15 protein-coding genes are annotated in these 16,430 nt (G+C 53.8%); 4 read left to right on the top strand and 11 right to left on the bottom strand.

All coding sequences use genetic code 11. The features are described from left to right. Positions 1–13 precede the first annotated feature (13 nt). The 10 genes from P0X86_RS04170 to P0X86_RS04125 form a co-directional block, all read right to left on the bottom strand. Positions 14–1,879, bottom strand: coding sequence for an SLC13 family permease (locus P0X86_RS04170; RefSeq protein WP_145040883.1), 1,866 nt, complete (start codon positions 1,877–1,879; stop codon positions 14–16). Between the two features lie 428 nt (positions 1,880–2,307). Beyond that, entirely contained in the window at positions 2,308–3,570 is a 1,263-nt protein-coding gene (locus P0X86_RS04165) for an SGNH/GDSL hydrolase family protein (protein ID WP_213580214.1), read from the bottom strand. Between the two features lie 74 nt (positions 3,571–3,644). After that, positions 3,645–3,815: a hypothetical protein gene (locus P0X86_RS04160; protein ID WP_277747849.1), complete on the bottom strand. Its 171-nt coding sequence runs from the start codon at positions 3,813–3,815 to the stop codon at positions 3,645–3,647. Then, entirely contained in the window at positions 3,812–3,973 is a 162-nt protein-coding gene (locus tag P0X86_RS04155) for a hypothetical protein (protein WP_277747848.1), read from the bottom strand. The genes P0X86_RS04160 and P0X86_RS04155 overlap by 4 nt, the downstream gene beginning before the upstream one ends. 181 nt (positions 3,974–4,154) lie before the next feature. Continuing rightward, positions 4,155–4,421 (bottom strand): hypothetical protein, encoded by a 267-nt coding sequence (locus P0X86_RS04150; RefSeq protein WP_096777002.1) that lies wholly within the window; start codon positions 4,419–4,421, stop codon positions 4,155–4,157. A gap of 66 nt (positions 4,422–4,487) precedes the next feature. Further along, entirely contained in the window at positions 4,488–5,351 is an 864-nt protein-coding gene (locus tag P0X86_RS04145; RefSeq protein ID WP_036671729.1) for an inositol monophosphatase family protein, read from the bottom strand. A gap of 263 nt (positions 5,352–5,614) precedes the next feature. After that, positions 5,615–6,616, bottom strand: a complete 1,002-nt coding sequence (gene uvsE / locus P0X86_RS04140) for a UV DNA damage repair endonuclease UvsE (RefSeq protein WP_277747847.1) — start codon at positions 6,614–6,616, stop codon at positions 5,615–5,617. Continuing rightward, a complete protein-coding gene (locus P0X86_RS04135) occupies positions 6,613–6,930 on the bottom strand; it encodes a hypothetical protein (RefSeq protein WP_009591113.1) in 318 nt (105 codons plus the stop codon). Before P0X86_RS04135 ends, uvsE begins: the two co-directional genes overlap by 4 nt. Positions 6,931–7,028: 98 nt before the next feature. Continuing rightward, a complete protein-coding gene (locus P0X86_RS04130) occupies positions 7,029–8,123 on the bottom strand; it encodes a D-alanine--D-alanine ligase (protein WP_012819030.1) in 1,095 nt (364 codons plus the stop codon). Positions 8,124–8,168: 45 nt separating this feature from the next. Next, positions 8,169–9,191, bottom strand: coding sequence for an amidase domain-containing protein (locus P0X86_RS04125; protein WP_009591119.1), 1,023 nt, complete (start codon positions 9,189–9,191; stop codon positions 8,169–8,171). 316 nt (positions 9,192–9,507) lie between these two features. Here P0X86_RS04125 and acnA point away from each other — a divergent pair, with 316 nt between their 5' ends. Next, entirely contained in the window at positions 9,508–12,225 is a 2,718-nt protein-coding gene (gene acnA / locus P0X86_RS04120; protein WP_277747846.1) for an aconitate hydratase AcnA, read from the top strand. 181 nt (positions 12,226–12,406) lie between these two features. Next, a complete protein-coding gene (locus P0X86_RS04115) occupies positions 12,407–12,562 on the top strand; it encodes a hypothetical protein (RefSeq protein ID WP_277747845.1) in 156 nt (51 codons plus the stop codon). 236 nt (positions 12,563–12,798) lie between these two features. Here P0X86_RS04115 and P0X86_RS04110 read toward each other — a convergent pair whose 3' ends face one another. After that, positions 12,799–13,539: an IclR family transcriptional regulator gene (locus P0X86_RS04110; protein WP_009591105.1), complete on the bottom strand. Its 741-nt coding sequence runs from the start codon at positions 13,537–13,539 to the stop codon at positions 12,799–12,801. Between the two features lie 221 nt (positions 13,540–13,760). Here P0X86_RS04110 and P0X86_RS04105 point away from each other — a divergent pair, with 221 nt between their 5' ends. Together P0X86_RS04105 and P0X86_RS04100 are read left to right on the top strand one after the other, a co-directional pair. Continuing rightward, positions 13,761–14,753, top strand: a complete 993-nt coding sequence (locus P0X86_RS04105) for an alpha/beta fold hydrolase (protein WP_096777006.1) — start codon at positions 13,761–13,763, stop codon at positions 14,751–14,753. A gap of 163 nt (positions 14,754–14,916) precedes the next feature. Then, positions 14,917–16,095, top strand: a complete 1,179-nt coding sequence (locus tag P0X86_RS04100; RefSeq protein WP_009594876.1) for a Fe-Mn family superoxide dismutase — start codon at positions 14,917–14,919, stop codon at positions 16,093–16,095. Positions 16,096–16,430: the final 335 nt, after the last annotated feature.

The raw sequence follows: 16,430 nt of genomic DNA, 5'->3' as shown, positions 1-16,430 counted from the left end.
GCGGTTCCCTTTTTTAAAACGGAAAGAACAGCGGCAGTACCGCCATCATGACGAGCCCGATCGTCAGTTGAAGCGGCAGGCCGACCTTCACGTAATGGCTGAATTTATAACGTCCTGCCGACATGACGAGCGCGTTGGGCGGCGTGGAGAACGGGGACGCAAAACACATGCTCGCTCCAATCGAAACGGCGAACAGAAACGGATACGGACTGGCTCCCATCTGGATCGCAGCCGATAACGCAATCGGCGCGAATAATACCGCGCAGGCGGTATTGCTGATAAACAGCGTTAGCAGCGAAGTGGTGAAATACACCCCTGCCAGCAGGGCAAGCGATCCATAGCTGCCCAGGGAATGAACCAGCATATCCGAGATCAGCGTGGCGGCTCCCGTCTTCTCGATGGCAATGGACATCGGGATCATCCCTCCAATAAGGACGATGCTCTCCCAGTTGACCGTCTTATAGGCTTCCTCCATGTTGCGCACGCAGCCGAACACCACCATCAACACCGCGGCAATCATCACGGAGGCCACCGCCGGAATCCATTCCGTCACGAGCAGGATCACCATCAGCAGCATGATCCCCGCCGCGATCGGCGCTTTGTGATCCATCGTCAATTTGCGCGACTCCTCTGCAGGCTGCCCCACCACCACGACATCCGTCTGCTCCGCTGCCAGCAGGGCAATGTCCTTCCACGTGCCCTGCACGAGCAGCGCGTCGCCAAAGCGCATTTTCTCTTCCTTCAGATGATGCAGCAAATACTGTTCTTTACGCTGTATGCCCAGAATGTTCACCCGATACTTCTCGCGGAATCCCGAATGCTTGACGAGCCGGCCGATCAGACGCGAGGACGGCGTCAGCATCACCTCCGCAATGCCGACGTCGCTTGTGGCGTACTGCGACTCTTCGGCATGTTTACGATGCTCGGGCACACCCTGGTCCAGCATGACAAGCCCGTATGTCTCCGCAAACTCCGATGCCCGCTCGAATGGACCATTCACGTACAGAATATCCTCTTCCTCTATCACGGTCCCGGGACCTGCGATCTCCTGGTTGATCGTTTTGAAGAATTGATTCTTGGCCGACATTTTACGGCGGATTTCAATGATGTTGATTTCGAACTGTGCCGGAATATCCAGCTCCCGCAGCGTCTTGGAGCGAATGGAGGAATCGGCTCCGACCTGAATCCGATACAGGTTCTGGGTCAGCCGATACTGCTTGGCCAGCTCCCTGAGCGAGCGTCCGCCCTGGTTCCCCGTTCTTCCTTCTTCATTGCTGGGAAGATAACGGCGAAGGAACAATATCGCAAGAATCCCGGTTGCCAGACACACCAAGCCGATCGGCAGAAAAGCAAAAAACGACAACCGTTCGTACCCTGCGTTAATCAGCGTCTCCTGAATCACAAGGTTCGGCGGCGTTCCGATCAAGGTGAGCATGCCGCCCAAGCTGCTTGCAAACGCAAGGGGCATCAGCAGCCGCCCCGGATTGATCTCCGCGCTGTATGCCAGGCTGACAACGATGGGCAGCATCACAGCTACCGTGCCCGTATTGCTGACGAATCCGCCGATGAGCGACGTCACCAGCATGATCATGATCAAGAGCCGGGTCTCGCTTCCTCCGCCCAGCTTCAGCAGCTTCCCGCTGGCCATCTTGGCCAGCCCGGTCTGGAAAATCCCGCCCCCCACAACAAACAAACCGATCATCATGATGACAACCGAATTGGAAAAGCCCGACAGGGCTTCAGCCGGACTTAAAATGTCCGTTAGCATAAGTACCATCAACACGCCGATCGCGACCAAATCCGACCGCACTTTTCCCGACATGAACAATACGGATGCCACGGCCAAAACAGACAACGTAATGATCATCGGTCCATTCATTCCTTGATCCCCCTATAATGCCATATCTATGTTTCTTCCAAGATTCGACATTCGATAAGCCTTTCCCTGCCCATTTCACGGATCTGCCACTTTCCGGTCCGGAGCGGGCGGCCAATCTGCGCCAACGTCACACCACCCATTCAAGGGAAATGATGTAGTATTGTAACACCTGCCGGGAGCATCTCATGTTAAAAACGTCACAACGCTGTGTGCAAAAACATCTCTAGACGATAACAGCCATCCAAGCATGCCCCGAACCACGCATCGTGCGCACAGGGAGCAGTGTGCACGATATCCCCATCCGATCCTCTATCGAACCGTCGACCATAACGAGGGGTAAACAAAGAACTTCTCTCGTAGGCCGTCACGGGGGAATCACAAAAAAAGCTGCATCGGCTCCTTCCAGCCGGTGCAGCTTGCTCATGGAATTACAAATTGATGAATGCGGTACGCAATTTGGAACTGTACTGAACGTCAAAGCCCAGGCCGGATGCAATCACGGCGAGCGGCACGTAGGTTTTATCCTCTTTTCCTACTTTGTGCAGGAAAGCCGGCGTATCGATCGGTACGGCCGTTCCGTTGACTTGAACGGTTTTGGCGCCGATCTTCACCACGACCGTCTGGTCTCCGAAGGTAATCGTTGCGCTGGATGTTTTATTCTCCCATTTGGTAGTCGCCCCCACCGCGTTCACGATGTCTTGTATGGCTACGTAATTCAGGTTGTCGCGGAGGATCGGCTTGTATGGCGTATTCAGCTCCTGCCCTTTCACGACGATGCGCATCGGCTGCCCCTCATTTTGTACAGGAGGTTTCTGATAGCTGCCCCAGATCGTCTCGGCAAACACGCTGGCCATCGTTTCGTATCCGTATTGGTTCGGATGGATGTCATCCTTCAGGATATGGGTCATCGTCAGCTCGGAGCCCACGAATTTCTTCGCGACATGCGCTACCTTGATGTCTACGCCCTGGCTTGCAAAACCGCCGGCCACCCCGTCCACCAGCTTCGTGAACTCACCGGATGCCGCAAGCAGTTTCGCGTATGCGACGTCGTCGGCGATTTTGGGAACCGGATTATACTGGTCGGCCACGACGATCGCGGCATCCGGATTCAGGGAATGCAGGCCTGTAATGACGGATGACACGTTGTCCTTATAGATCTGGAACAGTTCCTGCATCTTGGCTTGCAGCTGCTCATCGCTTAACGTTTCCACGGTGCTGACAAGACTCATCATGTCATTGCCGCCGATCGTAATGGTGATCAGATCGGCTTCGGCGATAATCGGCTTGGCTTTCGCTGCATCGGCGCCTATCTGCTTGGTCCGCGGATCGATGCTGCTGAGTCCCGGCTGCAGCTCCTCCGGCGTGATCGCCCGTTCATCCAGGACGGCCTTGACGTAGTTGTTCAGCCCGTCGGTCTTCAACCCGCCGATCCCCAGATTCGTGACTTCGGTCCTGCCATGGAACAGCCCTTGCTCATACAGCCGGTCAACAAAACCGTACGGTTTGCTGTTCAGATCCATTCCCGGCTCATACCCGACGGTCAGCGAATCCCCCAGCGTTACGATACGATATGTATGCTTAGCCGCAGCCTCATCGGCATAAGCCGGCGCAACGCCCGGTCCGACTAGCGCCACCGCGAGCGTCAAGCTGCCGGTTACTGCCGCCAGCCCCTTCTTCCATTGTTTGAACATGACTTCACTCCCTTAACGTCGAATATCTTGATACAGCCTTATTTTACCACCACCATCAGGCGAATGGTACCGAATCAAGCCGGACGAGTCGGCTTCATGAGAAGATAAGCGAATAGATAACCTATGGAGGTAACTCCAAACCAAGCAAATATCCCTGGCGTGCCTGCCATATACAGGCTTGGCAGTATCGACCATCCAAAAGCAATCAGCAGCAGCATTCTGTACGAATACACCATCGCAATCAACGCCAAGCAGCCTGGCACATAATGAACGTATTCAGGGCCGGACTCCAGTTCATAACGTCCGTATACGGATTAAAGATGATAAGTATGCACCACAACAGGATGGAACCCACACCTGATAATCCTGCCAAAAAGTGAGAAGCCTTCAGCTGAACCCGCATTGTTTCTCCTCCCCCTATATGGACAAGGTCGCACATCCTGACTCCGACATTCACCGTCTTGAAGAGTCTTATCTTGATTGCTGCACAAAAAAATGGACAGCCTGTTTCATGCTGTCCATTCCTGATACCGCGAACTAGGATGATGTTACGCTCCAATACCGCAATATTCCTTGAAGCGCTATCACACGCCTTCGCCTGAATCCTCAGGCTTCTCCTTCTTTACCGCCTTATCGATATACTTGTCATAGCGGTCATCCAATTCCTTTGCCATGCTGCGGTATTTGAGCGTCTCCTCCACGATGGGGTCGAGCTGCGTCTGAATCCGGATCTCATATTTCGGAGAGAGCAGCCTGCGCTCCTCCTTCTCCCGATCCTTCTTCTCCATTTCACCGTCCGTTAACATCTCGCTGAGCTGGCGCTCCAAATCCTGATCCGACTTCTCATTCATCGTACGCACACTCCTTTTATCAAACGGTTAATAGTGAACGGCATTCTCTCTGCGGATGGTGACCGTTTAGCGGACCAAAGCCTCGCCCGCATCTTTTAGCGTATCCAAAAAACGCTGATGAATCAACCCGTTGGTTGCCGCTAAATGACGCACCGACAGATCGTAGGGACGTCCTTCCGTATCGGTTACTTTGCCGCCGGACTCCTGAACCAGCAGCGCGCCTGCGGCAACGTCCCAGGCACTCAAGCCGTGCTCCCAGTACCCGCTCAGCCGGCCGGCCGCCACATAAGCAAGATGAAGCGCGGCTGAACCGCCCGCCCTTACATTGCGTACCATCGGCAGCAGCGCCTGAAGCTCCGCCATGTTGAGCGGCAAGTTGACCTTGCTGTCCAGCGGGAAGCCCGTGGCCAGCAAGCTGTCCGACAATTGTTCCTCCGTGGAGACATAGGTCGGATTGCCGTGAACGTAAGCCCCTTTGCCTTTTTCCGCCACGAACAACTCGTCCCGGGAAGGGTCGTAGATAACGCCGACAATCACTTCTCCATGATGAGCCAGCGCGATGGATACGGAGTAAAACGGAAATCCGTGAACATAGTTCGTCGTGCCGTCCACAGGATCGATAATCCAAAGATACTCTTCATCTTTAGCTTCCTCAAGCGCCTTCGCATAGGCATCCGTACCCGGGGCAACCCCTTCTTCTCCCAGGATCGCATGATCCGGGAAGTGCGTCAGGATCAGCTTGCGGATCATCTGCTCCGCGCCTTTGTCGACCTCGGTTACGATATCCTGTGCCGAAGACTTGGTGCTCAGCTGCTTGACGGTGCCCAGTTTGCTCTTAATCCATTCTCCCGCTTTCGCGGCGCAATTAATCGCAACGGCGGTATAGCTCTTACTGCTGACAACATAAGGAATCTTTTCATTCTCGTTCAAAGCACTCACTCTACTTTCTATATAAATCTAGTAATCTTGGAAATCTCTACATCCTATTCCGTCATTACGGTAGCCGAAAGGGCAGCCACGCGAAAATTCCGCCTATTTCAATAAAAGTCCGTCCTATGCTGTGCACCTGAATGCTTGGCGAGAACGAACTTTTTAGTCCAATGTCATTATCTTAAGGGGAATCCCTGTTTGGCTACTTCCAACGTAACCCAAAACCCATCAACTTGCAAGTGTTAACAAGCTCAACTTATCGGTTAAGGGTTCACTTCGATGGAAGCACCGTCGAGTATGGTAATGCCCTCTTCCGTATAATTTCCCAGATCCCTCATCAGGTCAAACAAGGCGCCGTCCTTCATCTTCGCTTCGATCATCACGTCCACTTTCGGTGTAGATCCGGCAATATTCCTTAAAAAAGCCAGCAGCGGCACGACATCCACCCCGTCCGCATGGCTGCGGATATCGGTCTTGCTCTTGGGGCTGGAGACATGAATCTTAGGCGGGAGCGGCTGAGCCGGCTCCGAATCGGCCTGCGCCAGCGGCGTCTCCCAGGTGCGAAGGATATCCGGCCACAGCTCCCAGGACGCCTCGCCGTCGTTATTAACCCACTGGTGATGGATGTCCAGCACCATCGGCAGCCCGATCTGCTTGCATACGGCCAGCGTTTCCTGCGCCGTAAAGGTTTTATCGTCATTTTCAAGGGTCAGCCGTTCCTTGATGTGCGGGTCAAGCTCATGAAAATGTTCAACGAATCGGGCCGCTGCCGAAGGCTTGTCCCCATAAGCTCCCCCAATGTGAATGTTATTCTTCATGGAAGCAGGCAGTTCCATCGCCTGCAGCATGCGGACGTGCGACTCCAAGTCGCGAACCGAATTGACCAGCACTTCGGGACGTGGCGTGCTCAGCACCGTAAAATGATCCGGATGGAAGGAAACCCGCATCCCGTGTTTTTTCACGAATTCCCCAATGGCCTGAAAGCCTTCCCGCAAAGCCGGGAACGGGTCCCAGTCCCGCATGTCGTTATGCGTGGCCAGCGGAATCAGCTTGGACGAGAAGCGGTATACCTTGATATCGTGAGCCGCATTATGCTTCAGAAGCCGAAGGGTATTATGTAGGTTCTCATTCGCGATCCGCTCCAGTTTGTGCAGGCCGGCCTCACGGTCATTCAGCTTCATGAAACTCTTCATCGTCATCGTCTTGGAAGGAGAAGCATTCTGCACGACCGTGGACATGGCCACATAACCGAAACGGACAATCATGCATGGTCTCCGAAGAACATCTCGTGCGCGAGCGCGGTCTGTACGCGCGCTTCCTCATCCGTCAATTTGCGGATGAGCTGCAGCTCGACCGAAGTGACCTCCCGCCCCTGGAAGTTGATCTCCGATACGCATGCGGTGATCAGGACGATGGCCACCGCCCGGTTATCCGGCGTATAGGCAATGACCTTCTGTCCCGTCGGAAACACCCGGAGCCCGTCCTTCAGCATTTTGCCGCGGCCGTATTCCAGCAGCTCGTAGAGCTCCTGCTCGCTTTTAAACTTACAAACGGAATTGAACTCGGTTTGAAATCCCATATCATGTCTCTTCCTTTCATCCCAAAATATTAGACTCAAGGGGAGCCGTAATGAATAGCGCGGACTCCCCCTGGTGTTTCATATCCTATTGTGACGGCTTACGCCTGGTTCTCATAAATCAGGGATTGCTTGCGATGGTACCGCTCAAGGCCCAGCTCGATCATCCGGTCAAGCAGCTCGCGATAGGAAACGCCCGTCTCCCGCCACAAGAGCGGGTACATGCTGAACGGCGTGAAGCCCGGCATCGTGTTCACTTCGTTGATCAGTATCGCACCGTCCGAACGGCGGACAAAGAAGTCGGCGCGGGTAATGCCCCCGCCCTCAATCGCTTTGAAGGCGGCAATGGCCAGGTCGCGCAGACGATCCGCCGTATCCGGGTCGATCTCGGCCGGGATTTGCATCTGCGATTGTCCATCCGTATATTTGGCCGCGTAGTCATAGTATTCACTGGAAGAGACGATTTCACCCGGAACGGACGCCATCGGCTCGTCATTGCCGAGCACGCTGACCTCCACTTCGCGCGCATCGACGAACTCTTCAACGATGATCTTGTCATCGAAGCGGAGCGCGGATTCAATCGCTGCCTTCAGCTGCTCCCGGTTCTTGGCCTTGGAAATCCCGACGCTCGAGCCGAGGTTAGCCGGCTTCACGAAGCTCGGGAATCCGAGTTTGTCCTCGATGTTCTTGAGCACTTCATGCTGGCTCCGCTCCCACTGGGTGCGGTTGAAATAGCAGTACTCGCATTGCGGCAATCCTGCCTGGGCAAAGAGCTTCTTCATGACGACTTTGTCCATCCCGGCAGCGGATGCAAGCACGCCGGTTCCCACGTAAGGGATGTCCGCCATTTCGAACAGCCCCTGGATCGTCCCGTCCTCGCCGAACGTCCCGTGAAGCAGCGGGAACATAATATCGACCGCCTGATTCTCTTCCCCGTACAGTCTGCTGAACACTGCGTTCAGCGCCGTTTGCGTGCCTTCCCCTTCAGCCAGCTTCAATTCCTCCTGCCGGGCGAAAGGAGCCGACATCTTGCTGCCGATTCTCCAGGTTCCCTGTTTTGAAATATAAAACGGGACAATCTCGTATTTATCAAAATCAAAAGCGTTCATGACCGCGAATGCCGTGGATAGCGACACCTCATGCTCGCCGGATTTTCCCCCGTATACTAAACCAACCGTCAATTTATCCTGTCCCATGTTAACCTCTCTCTTGTCCGTATTGCAGCATGACATGCTGTCATCTTAAAAATAATCGGGTATATGGTAAAACCGGTATTCGGTGTTATCGTTCCAAGCATAGGAATCCCGGTAGTCCCAATAGCGGTGGCGGCTTGACACCGTATGCGCATTAACCAGCGGCATCCCGCCCGCGTCAAACGCCGTCACGATGGTGCTGTGCTGAAACGCGCCGTCGCCGTCCCAGTCGTACACGATGACGTCCCCCAGCATCAGCTGTTCGGGACGCTCCACCCGCTCGGCCCGAAGGCCCGTGGTACTGGCATTCAGATAATGCGCGAAGCTGTTCGACACCGCCCAGCTGTAGCTCCACCACTCCCGTTTGTTGACGTATCCCTTGTACCACCATCCCGTTTCTCTTTTACCAGTATAGTGGATTGGGGCTTTGCCTGCAAAGAGGCATTGGGAGATATAGTTCGTGCAATCCACGTCGAATTCCTCAAACTCCGGATTCCCCGAATCCCACCAACGGTCGGCATAGGCAGCCGCGGCTTCGCGTTCGTAACGTCCCGATCGCGGACTGCTGCCAGCGGCGTATACGCGTCCGTTCATGAAAGGAGTGGACGGCTCCCTTCCGGCCGCGTCCGAGCCTGCTCCCGGAATATCGGCCCTTTGCAAAGGATGGCGTTCATCCTGCAGACGTTCGATGCCGACGATCAGCCAGGCATCCCCGTCCCGAATCAGCGTCAGCCGTTCCCCGACAACCGTGTCTTCCCGATGCGTCATCCCTCTTTTTTCATAATAAAAGACGCTGTGGAGCCGCACGTCGGCGACCACATCATCCTCCGTTTCCCTCAGTATGCGCTGAAGACGGGCACGGGTCTCGCTCTTAAGCGGCGTTGCCTCCCGCTCCGCATACCACGATTGCAGGCGAAACTGCCTCTCTCCTCTCTCTACCAGGTAGTTCAGGTCCGCCACAATCTGCTCTTTCAGGCCTGAGGAATAGTCCACGCGATTTTGGTTATATTGATTGACGTAAATATATAGAGCTTGCTTCCAAGGCTTCTCGGCTTGCTTCAAACTGTTCATCCTCTCTCCTCCTCTAACCTTGCCATTCACGCCGTTCCCTATCACAACTATATGAAGCAAATCTTCAGGCTATGAACTTCGGTCAAGAGATTGCAGAAACACGGGATTGCACCGGCTGTTTTCCGGTAAGAAAACAGGCTTGTTTTCACCTTTTTGAAATGCGTTTCTTCTATAAAAAATGCTTTACGCGGGGAGTTGAAAACGTTATACTTAAAGTAGTTAATTTATGAAATTAGGTTTCATCTAGTGAAACCAAAAAGGATTTAACCCTAACTGTCTTTATTCGATTTATGAAATGACTTAAGGAGGTTCATCAATGCCAGCAAAGGATCAATTCTCCATCTCTCGCAACCTAGAGGTGGGCGGTAAAAATTACCGCTATTTCAGCCTGCAGGCGCTCGAAGAGCAAGGATACGGCAGCGTGTCCAAGCTTCCTTTCTCCATTCGGGTGCTGCTTGAAGCTGCCGTTCGTCAGTTTGACGGACGCGCGATTACCGAAGATCACGTAAAACTCTTGTCCAAGTGGAACGAAGGACGCGACAACAACAAGGAAATTCCGTTTATCCCTGCCCGTATCGTACTGCAGGACTTCACCGGCGTACCCGTTGTCGTAGACCTTGCAGCCATGCGCGACACCGTTAAAAAATCCGGCGGCGATCCTAAACAGATCAATCCGCTCGTACCGGTCGACCTCGTTATCGACCACTCCGTCATGGTCGACGCTTTTGGTACCGACCAAGCGCTTGAAACGAACATGAAGCTTGAATTTGAGCGCAACGAGGAGCGTTACCGTTTCCTCCGCTGGGCTCAAACGGCATTCAACAACTTCCGCGCGGTTCCTCCGGGAACAGGTATCGTTCACCAGGTTAACCTGGAGTACCTGGCTTCCGTTGCGGCTACGAAGACCGTTGACGGCGAAACGCTGGTCTTCCCTGATTCCCTCGTAGGCACGGACTCCCATACAACCATGATCAACGGTCTTGGCGTTGTAGGCTGGGGCGTCGGCGGCATCGAGGCGGAAGCCGGTATGCTCGGCCAGCCGCTGTACTTTGTCACCCCTGAAGTTATCGGCTTCAAACTGACAGGCAGCCTGGCAGAAGGCGCTACCGCGACTGACCTTGCCCTCACGGTAACCGAGCTTCTCCGCAAGAAAGGCGTCGTAGGCAAATTCGTAGAATTCTACGGTCCAGGCCTCGCCAACATCAGCTTGGCTGACCGTGCAACGGTTGCCAACATGGCTCCGGAATATGGCGCTACGATCGGCTTCTTCCCGGTTGACGACGAAACGCTGGCTTATCTTCGCAACACGGGCCGCTCCGATGAGCAGGTTGAGCTTGTGGAGAATTACTATAAAGCGCAAAACATGTTCCGTACGGCCGATACGCCGGACCCTGAGTTCTCCGACGTAATCGAGCTGGACCTGGCTTCGGTTGTGCCGAGCTTGGCCGGACCGAAACGTCCGCAGGACCGTATCGAGCTTACCAGCATGAAACAAAACTTTAACGACATCATCCGTACACCGATCGATAAGGGCGGATATGGACTCAGCGACGAGAAAATCGCAGAGACCGTTAAAGTTAACCATAGAGACGGCTCTACCAGCGAAATGGGTACGGGTGCGGTTGTAATCGCGGCCATCACCAGCTGTACAAACACGTCGAACCCAAGCGTTATGCTCGGCGCTGGCCTCCTGGCCAAGAAAGCCGTTGAACGCGGCCTGAAGAAGCCTGGCTACGTGAAGAGCAGCTTGACACCGGGTTCCCTCGTCGTAACCGACTACCTGGAAAAAGCCGGCCTCCTGCACTATCTGGAATCCCTCGGCTTCTACGTGGCAGGCTATGGCTGCGCAACGTGCATCGGTAACTCCGGTCCATTGCCGGATGAAGTGAGCGAAGCGATTGCCGACAACGACATGACGGTAGCTGCCGTATTGTCCGGTAACCGTAACTTCGAAGGCCGCGTGCATGCTCAAGTCAAAGCCAACTACCTGGCTTCGCCGCCGCTGGTTGTTGCTTACGCCCTGGCAGGCACGGTGAACATCGATCTTCAGAACGATCCGATCGGTTACGATCCGAACAATGAGCCTGTATATCTGAAAGACATCTGGCCAACGAGCGCGGAAATCCGCGAAGCGATCGGCCTGTCCGTCAGCGCTGAAGCATTCCGCGCCAAGTACGAGAACGTGTTCACCGCCAATGAGCGTTGGAACAAGATTCCTGTGCCTGAAGGCGAGCTGTACGAGTGGGACGATCAATCCACTTACATTCAGAACCCGCCGTTCTTCGAAAGCCTGGGCAACGGCCTGAACGACATCCAGGACATCAAGGAAGCGCGCGTGCTGGCTCTCTTGGGCGATTCCGTTACGACGGACCACATCTCTCCAGCGGGCAACATCGCAACGAACAGCCCTGCCGGCAAATATCTGAGCGATCGCAACGTGGAACGCAAAGACTTCAACTCCTACGGCTCCCGCCGCGGTAACCACGAAGTCATGATGCGCGGTACGTTCGCTAACATCCGGATCCGTAACCAGGTAGCTCCAGGTACGGAAGGCGGCGTTACGACTTACCTGCCAACGGAAGAAGTGATGTCCATCTATGATGCATCGATGAATTATCAAGCAGGCGGACAGAACCTGATCGTTATCGCAGGTAAAGAATACGGTACGGGAAGCTCCCGCGACTGGGCGGCAAAAGGTACGTATCTCCTCGGCGTCAAGGCTGTACTGGCGGAAAGCTTCGAGCGTATCCACCGCTCTAACCTGGTGGGCATGGGCGTTCTGCCGCTCCAGTTCCAGGAAGGTCACGGCTGGAAGAGCCTCGGTCTGAACGGCCGCGAGACATTCGATATTTTGGGCCTCAGCAACGACGTGAAGCCAGGCCAGGAATTGACGGTTGTCGCTACGCGCGAAGACGGAACCCAATTCGAGTTCCCAGCCATCGCCCGTCTCGACAGCATGGTGGACGTGGATTACTACCATAACGGAGGTATCCTCCAAACGGTACTGCGTCAAATGATCGCATCGAACCAATAAAGCATTCTTATAGGCGATTTGGCCTTAGTCAAAAATCCCCATCATCCACGCGTGGATGATGGGGATTTTGTTATTTCCCGGTACTTTTTTCCTGAATATTGGAAATTCCGTTTCGAATAAGGCCGCACAGGTTAATGGGTACAAAACATTGCGGAAACCCATATCCAGGAGGAAGGTACCGATGATCAAAATACATACGATGGCTTCGTTCCACTATCAATACCAGCGGCCGCACCAGGTGGCGGCGCCTAAGAAAGAGGAAGCGACGGACAAACCCCTGACCTTTCAAGAAATCCTTAATCAGAAAATGAAGGAAAAGAACGTGAAGCTGACCTAAGTTGCGCTTACGTGTTACATACTGAGCTGCAACGTCAAAAGGACCGTCCCCGCGATCACCAAGATCATGGGGACGGTCCTTTTCCATCCTATAAGAAATAGCGTTTATGGGCGAGCCTTCTCCGAAGACGGCCAGCGCTTGGACGGTTTGTTATGCCGGACGGCTGTATCACCCGCAGCCTCCCGGTCATTCAATAACTTATAGTGATGCTGTCTCTGATCCGGCAATAGAATAAATTAAATCATCATTCCCATTTCCCTTGCCGCTTCCATCAGGATTGGAGCATGCTCGCGAAGCGTTTCGGCCGACAGGCGGGTTACAGGCCCGGACATCGACAACGCGGCGGCGACGCGGCCGCTGCGGTCGAAGATCGGCACCGATACGGCAGCCGCTCCAGGTTCGCGCTCTTCGATGCTGATCGCGTAGCCGTTCTCCAGTATTTCCGCCAGCTGCTGCCGGTACGCGTTCTTATCGACCGCCTCCGGCCAATCCGGCGCATTCAGCAGCTCCTCCTGGTCCGCCTCAGGCGCAAAGGCCACAAGAACCTTGCTGGACGCGCCCACCGAGAGCGGCAGCCGCACGCCGACCTGGGCGACCCGGCGGATCCCCTGGTTGCTCTGAACCGCTTGAATCCGAAGGCGATCCGAACCGTCCCTTAAATACAGACTCACCGTTTCCCCAAGCCGATCCCGCAAGGCCTCCATCGCCGGCTGAAGGCGAATGGCAGGGTCGTCGCTTTGGGACAGATGCATCGACAGCTCCCATATTTTCAAGCCGAGCCGGTATTTCTCCGTCTCTTTGTTCCGCACAACGAATCCTTTGTCTTCCAGCGTTGTTAGCAGCCGATGGACGGTGCTTTTATGTAATCCGATAAGGGAAGAAATCTCCGTGAGAGCAAGTTCGCCATCCTTCGTAAAACACATCAAGATATCAAGGGCCCGCTCTACGGCGCGTACCGTCAATTTGCGGTCTTCCATCCCGATCAGCTCCTCTCCTGTTTCATTGTATGAAACCTGGTTACAAGAATTATATGAGAATTCTTCTCAAAAGTAAACCATGGGGACAGGGACTTTACAGTTGTCTTACAATCTATGGTTTTGCATTGACTTTATAGGCATCCGGGCATACGATTATTATAATTTCAACTTTTTCATGTTCACGAAACGCACTCAGACTATATGGTAAGGAGGGGCCACTTATGAGCACTACAACTGGTAGTAATGCCCCACTCTCCCAATTGAATGACGCGCCGGCCGAGCTGTCCACGGGCTTGGTCCGTCTAAAGCATATTATATTAGCGCTGCTATTATCTGTCGTTTTTTTCCTCGTTTTCTGTTTTATTGCGCTTCATGCCTATATCGCTTGGGTTTTGTCGAATCCGACGGTGGCTCCGCTCTATTCCAATCCCAAGCTTGCGAAAGATATGAATTACGAGAACGTCACGTTCCACTCGATTGACGGGAAACGAAATATCAATGGATGGTATATCCCGGCCGAGAATTCCTCGAAAACCATCGTGCTCAGCCATGGTTACGGCGCCAACAGGGAGGAAACCTGGGTACCGATGTACGATATTGCCCACTACGCGCACAATATGAATTTCAATGTGCTCATGTTTGATTACGGTTTTGCCTCCCAGACCAGCAAGGAAGTGGCGACCGGCGGCAAGGAGGAGAAACGCCAGCTTCTTGGAGCCATTGAGCATGTGAAGCAGCGGGGCGCGAAGCAAATTGTCGTCTGGGGATTCTCCATGGGGGCCGGTACCGCGCTGCAGGCAGGACTTGAGACCAAGGACGTGGATGCCATGATTCTGGACAGCGCCTTTTTATTGGAGCCGGACACGCTTTACCACAATATCCACAACCAGATTGATCTCCCCCGTCATCCATCGCTGGAGATTCTGGAGCTGCTCTTCCCTGTGCTTAACGGCACAAGTCTGGACCAGATCCCGTACAATGAGGTGAAGAAGCACGATTACCCGTTCCCGACCTTGTTCATCCACGGAACGAAAGACGATAAGGCTCCTTACCCGATCGCCGAGAAAATCGCTTCCAACCAGACGCATGCGGATTCCGATTCCTGGATTGTAGAGGATGCCCATCATGAGCTTATTTTCCGCGAGCATCCTAGGGAATATCTGCGCAAAGTATCGACCTTCCTAGGCAAACTCGAAACGCCGGACGAATCCTGAGGTTTTCATCAGTTGTTTATATAGCGAAGAGGCCGTGCCTTTCATGATACGATTCTACTCCCCTGCTGCCTGATGCAGCGGGGGTTTTTTATTTTTCCTTCATAATACAGGCCGCCAAATGAATATAGTGTGTTTAGTGAACCTGATACTGGAGGGAACGGACATGTTATTTCATTATGGAGCGAAGCTCCCGGTACGATTACTGGAGGAAATTCGCTTTTGGAAACATCAGGAAAGAAAACACCTCGCGCTGATCAAAGCCGTGGTGCCCGATCTGGAGCCGGTCTACGTGAAGATGCTGGATCAATGGGCCATCGTGTTCTCCGACACGGAGAAGGCGGCAGACGAACTTCTGCGCCATATTCTAAGTTATAATGCTTCTCCCACACCTCAAATGCTGGCCCAGGTCGAGCAGCTCTTGCGCGCTTCCTGCGAGCAGTCCAGGGAGTTCATTCGCCAGCTGCACAGCTTAAAAGAGAACAGTGAGGCCGTTCAGAAAGTACCGCTTGCCGGTACGGTCCTGCACCATGTGATTCGGGAGTCCGAATATTTCCTGAATGCACTCGAAACACTGAACGCCGCCGGAGCGCTGGAGAGATTCATGGATGTGGATATGCCGCTGCAGTCGATGACGCTGCACGAGGCCACGTCTCCTCCGCCGTCTACTCCCGAAGCCGAGCTGTCCATTCAAGGCATGGGAGACAACGGCGGCAAGGCTGTGCCGATTGGCGGACACCGCCTCCCTCCACTGCCTTACGCTTATAATGCGCTCGAGCCTTATATCGATGAGAAAACCATGCGGATTCACCACGACATCCATCACCAAAGCTATGTCGACGGCTTGAACAAGGCAGAGAAGAAGTTGGAGGAGGCCCGAAAAAGCGGCGATTTCGAGCTCGTGAAGCATTGGGAACGCGAGCTTGCGTTCCACGGTGCCGGGCACTATCTGCATACGATCTTCTGGAACATCATGAACCCGCGGGGCGGCGGCGAACCGGGCGGAGAGCTTGCACAGCAGATCAAGAAGGATTTTGGAAGCTTCGATCGATTCAAGAAGCATTTTACCGAAGCAGCAGACAAAGTGGAAGGCGGCGGCTGGGCGATCCTCGTCTGGAGTCCGCGCAGCCATCGGCTTGAGATTTTGCAGGCCGAGAAACATCAAAATCTCTCCCAGTGGGACGTCGTCCCTCTCCTCGCCCTGGATGTATGGGAGCATGCATATTACCTTAAACATCAAAATAAACGCAAGGATTACATCAACGATTGGTGGAACGTGGTCTACTGGCCGGAAGTCGCAGAGCGTTTCAAGCATGCCAGCAAGCTGAAATGGAAACCGTTTTAACTCTCACTCCGGCATTAGCTGCTTCGGATTGGTTAATATTGGGTATGAAGTCTATAGCCCTCCTTACTTCCTTTAGGGAGTTTAGGGAGGGCTTCCTGTTCAGAGGGGTACTTGGTCATGAGCCCGGATTCGAGCAGGATTATTCAAGTTAAGGAGTAACCCAACCTTATTGTTAGGTCTTTTTTACCACATATCTGGTTATTTATTCGGTTGATCGCTACCATATGCTGGATTATGATATGACAGTAAGCTTGGTACGCAGCCTCAGCATTGGTCTAAGGCAACAACCGAAAGATCCGGCGTGCCTGTGGGAGCAGGACATCACGACTGAAGGG

This window comes from Paenibacillus sp. BR1-192, from assembly GCF_029542445.1.
GTDB classification, from domain to species: Bacteria; Bacillota; Bacilli; order Paenibacillales; family Paenibacillaceae; genus Paenibacillus_AQ; species Paenibacillus_AQ lautus_A.
Note: the sequence above shows the minus strand (reverse complement) of the source record. Positions and strands in the feature narration are given on the sequence as shown.

Excerpts from the sequence above, each read along its gene's own strand:
- P0X86_RS04105 (WP_096777006.1), top strand. The coding sequence starts at position 13,761 with ATGAGCACTACAACTGGTAGTAATGCCCCACTCTCCCAATTGAATGAC.
- P0X86_RS04110 (WP_009591105.1), bottom strand. The coding sequence starts at position 13,539 with ATGGAAGACCGCAAATTGACGGTACGCGCCGTAGAGCGGGCCCTTGAT.
- acnA (WP_277747846.1), top strand. The coding sequence starts at position 9,508 with ATGCCAGCAAAGGATCAATTCTCCATCTCTCGCAACCTAGAGGTGGGC.
- P0X86_RS04150 (WP_096777002.1), bottom strand. The coding sequence starts at position 4,421 with ATGAATGAGAAGTCGGATCAGGATTTGGAGCGCCAGCTCAGCGAGATG.
- P0X86_RS04130 (WP_012819030.1), bottom strand. The coding sequence starts at position 8,123 with ATGGGACAGGATAAATTGACGGTTGGTTTAGTATACGGGGGAAAATCC.
- P0X86_RS04165 (WP_213580214.1), bottom strand. The coding sequence starts at position 3,570 with ATGTTCAAACAATGGAAGAAGGGGCTGGCGGCAGTAACCGGCAGCTTG.
- P0X86_RS04170 (WP_145040883.1), bottom strand. The coding sequence starts at position 1,879 with ATGAATGGACCGATGATCATTACGTTGTCTGTTTTGGCCGTGGCATCC.
- P0X86_RS04135 (WP_009591113.1), bottom strand. The coding sequence starts at position 6,930 with ATGGGATTTCAAACCGAGTTCAATTCCGTTTGTAAGTTTAAAAGCGAG.
- P0X86_RS04100 (WP_009594876.1), top strand. The coding sequence starts at position 14,917 with ATGTTATTTCATTATGGAGCGAAGCTCCCGGTACGATTACTGGAGGAA.
- P0X86_RS04115 (WP_277747845.1), top strand. The coding sequence starts at position 12,407 with ATGATCAAAATACATACGATGGCTTCGTTCCACTATCAATACCAGCGG.
- P0X86_RS04155 (WP_277747848.1), bottom strand. The coding sequence starts at position 3,973 with ATGCGGGTTCAGCTGAAGGCTTCTCACTTTTTGGCAGGATTATCAGGT.
- uvsE (WP_277747847.1), bottom strand. The coding sequence starts at position 6,616 with ATGATTGTCCGTTTCGGTTATGTGGCCATGTCCACGGTCGTGCAGAAT.
- P0X86_RS04125 (WP_009591119.1), bottom strand. The coding sequence starts at position 9,191 with ATGAACAGTTTGAAGCAAGCCGAGAAGCCTTGGAAGCAAGCTCTATAT.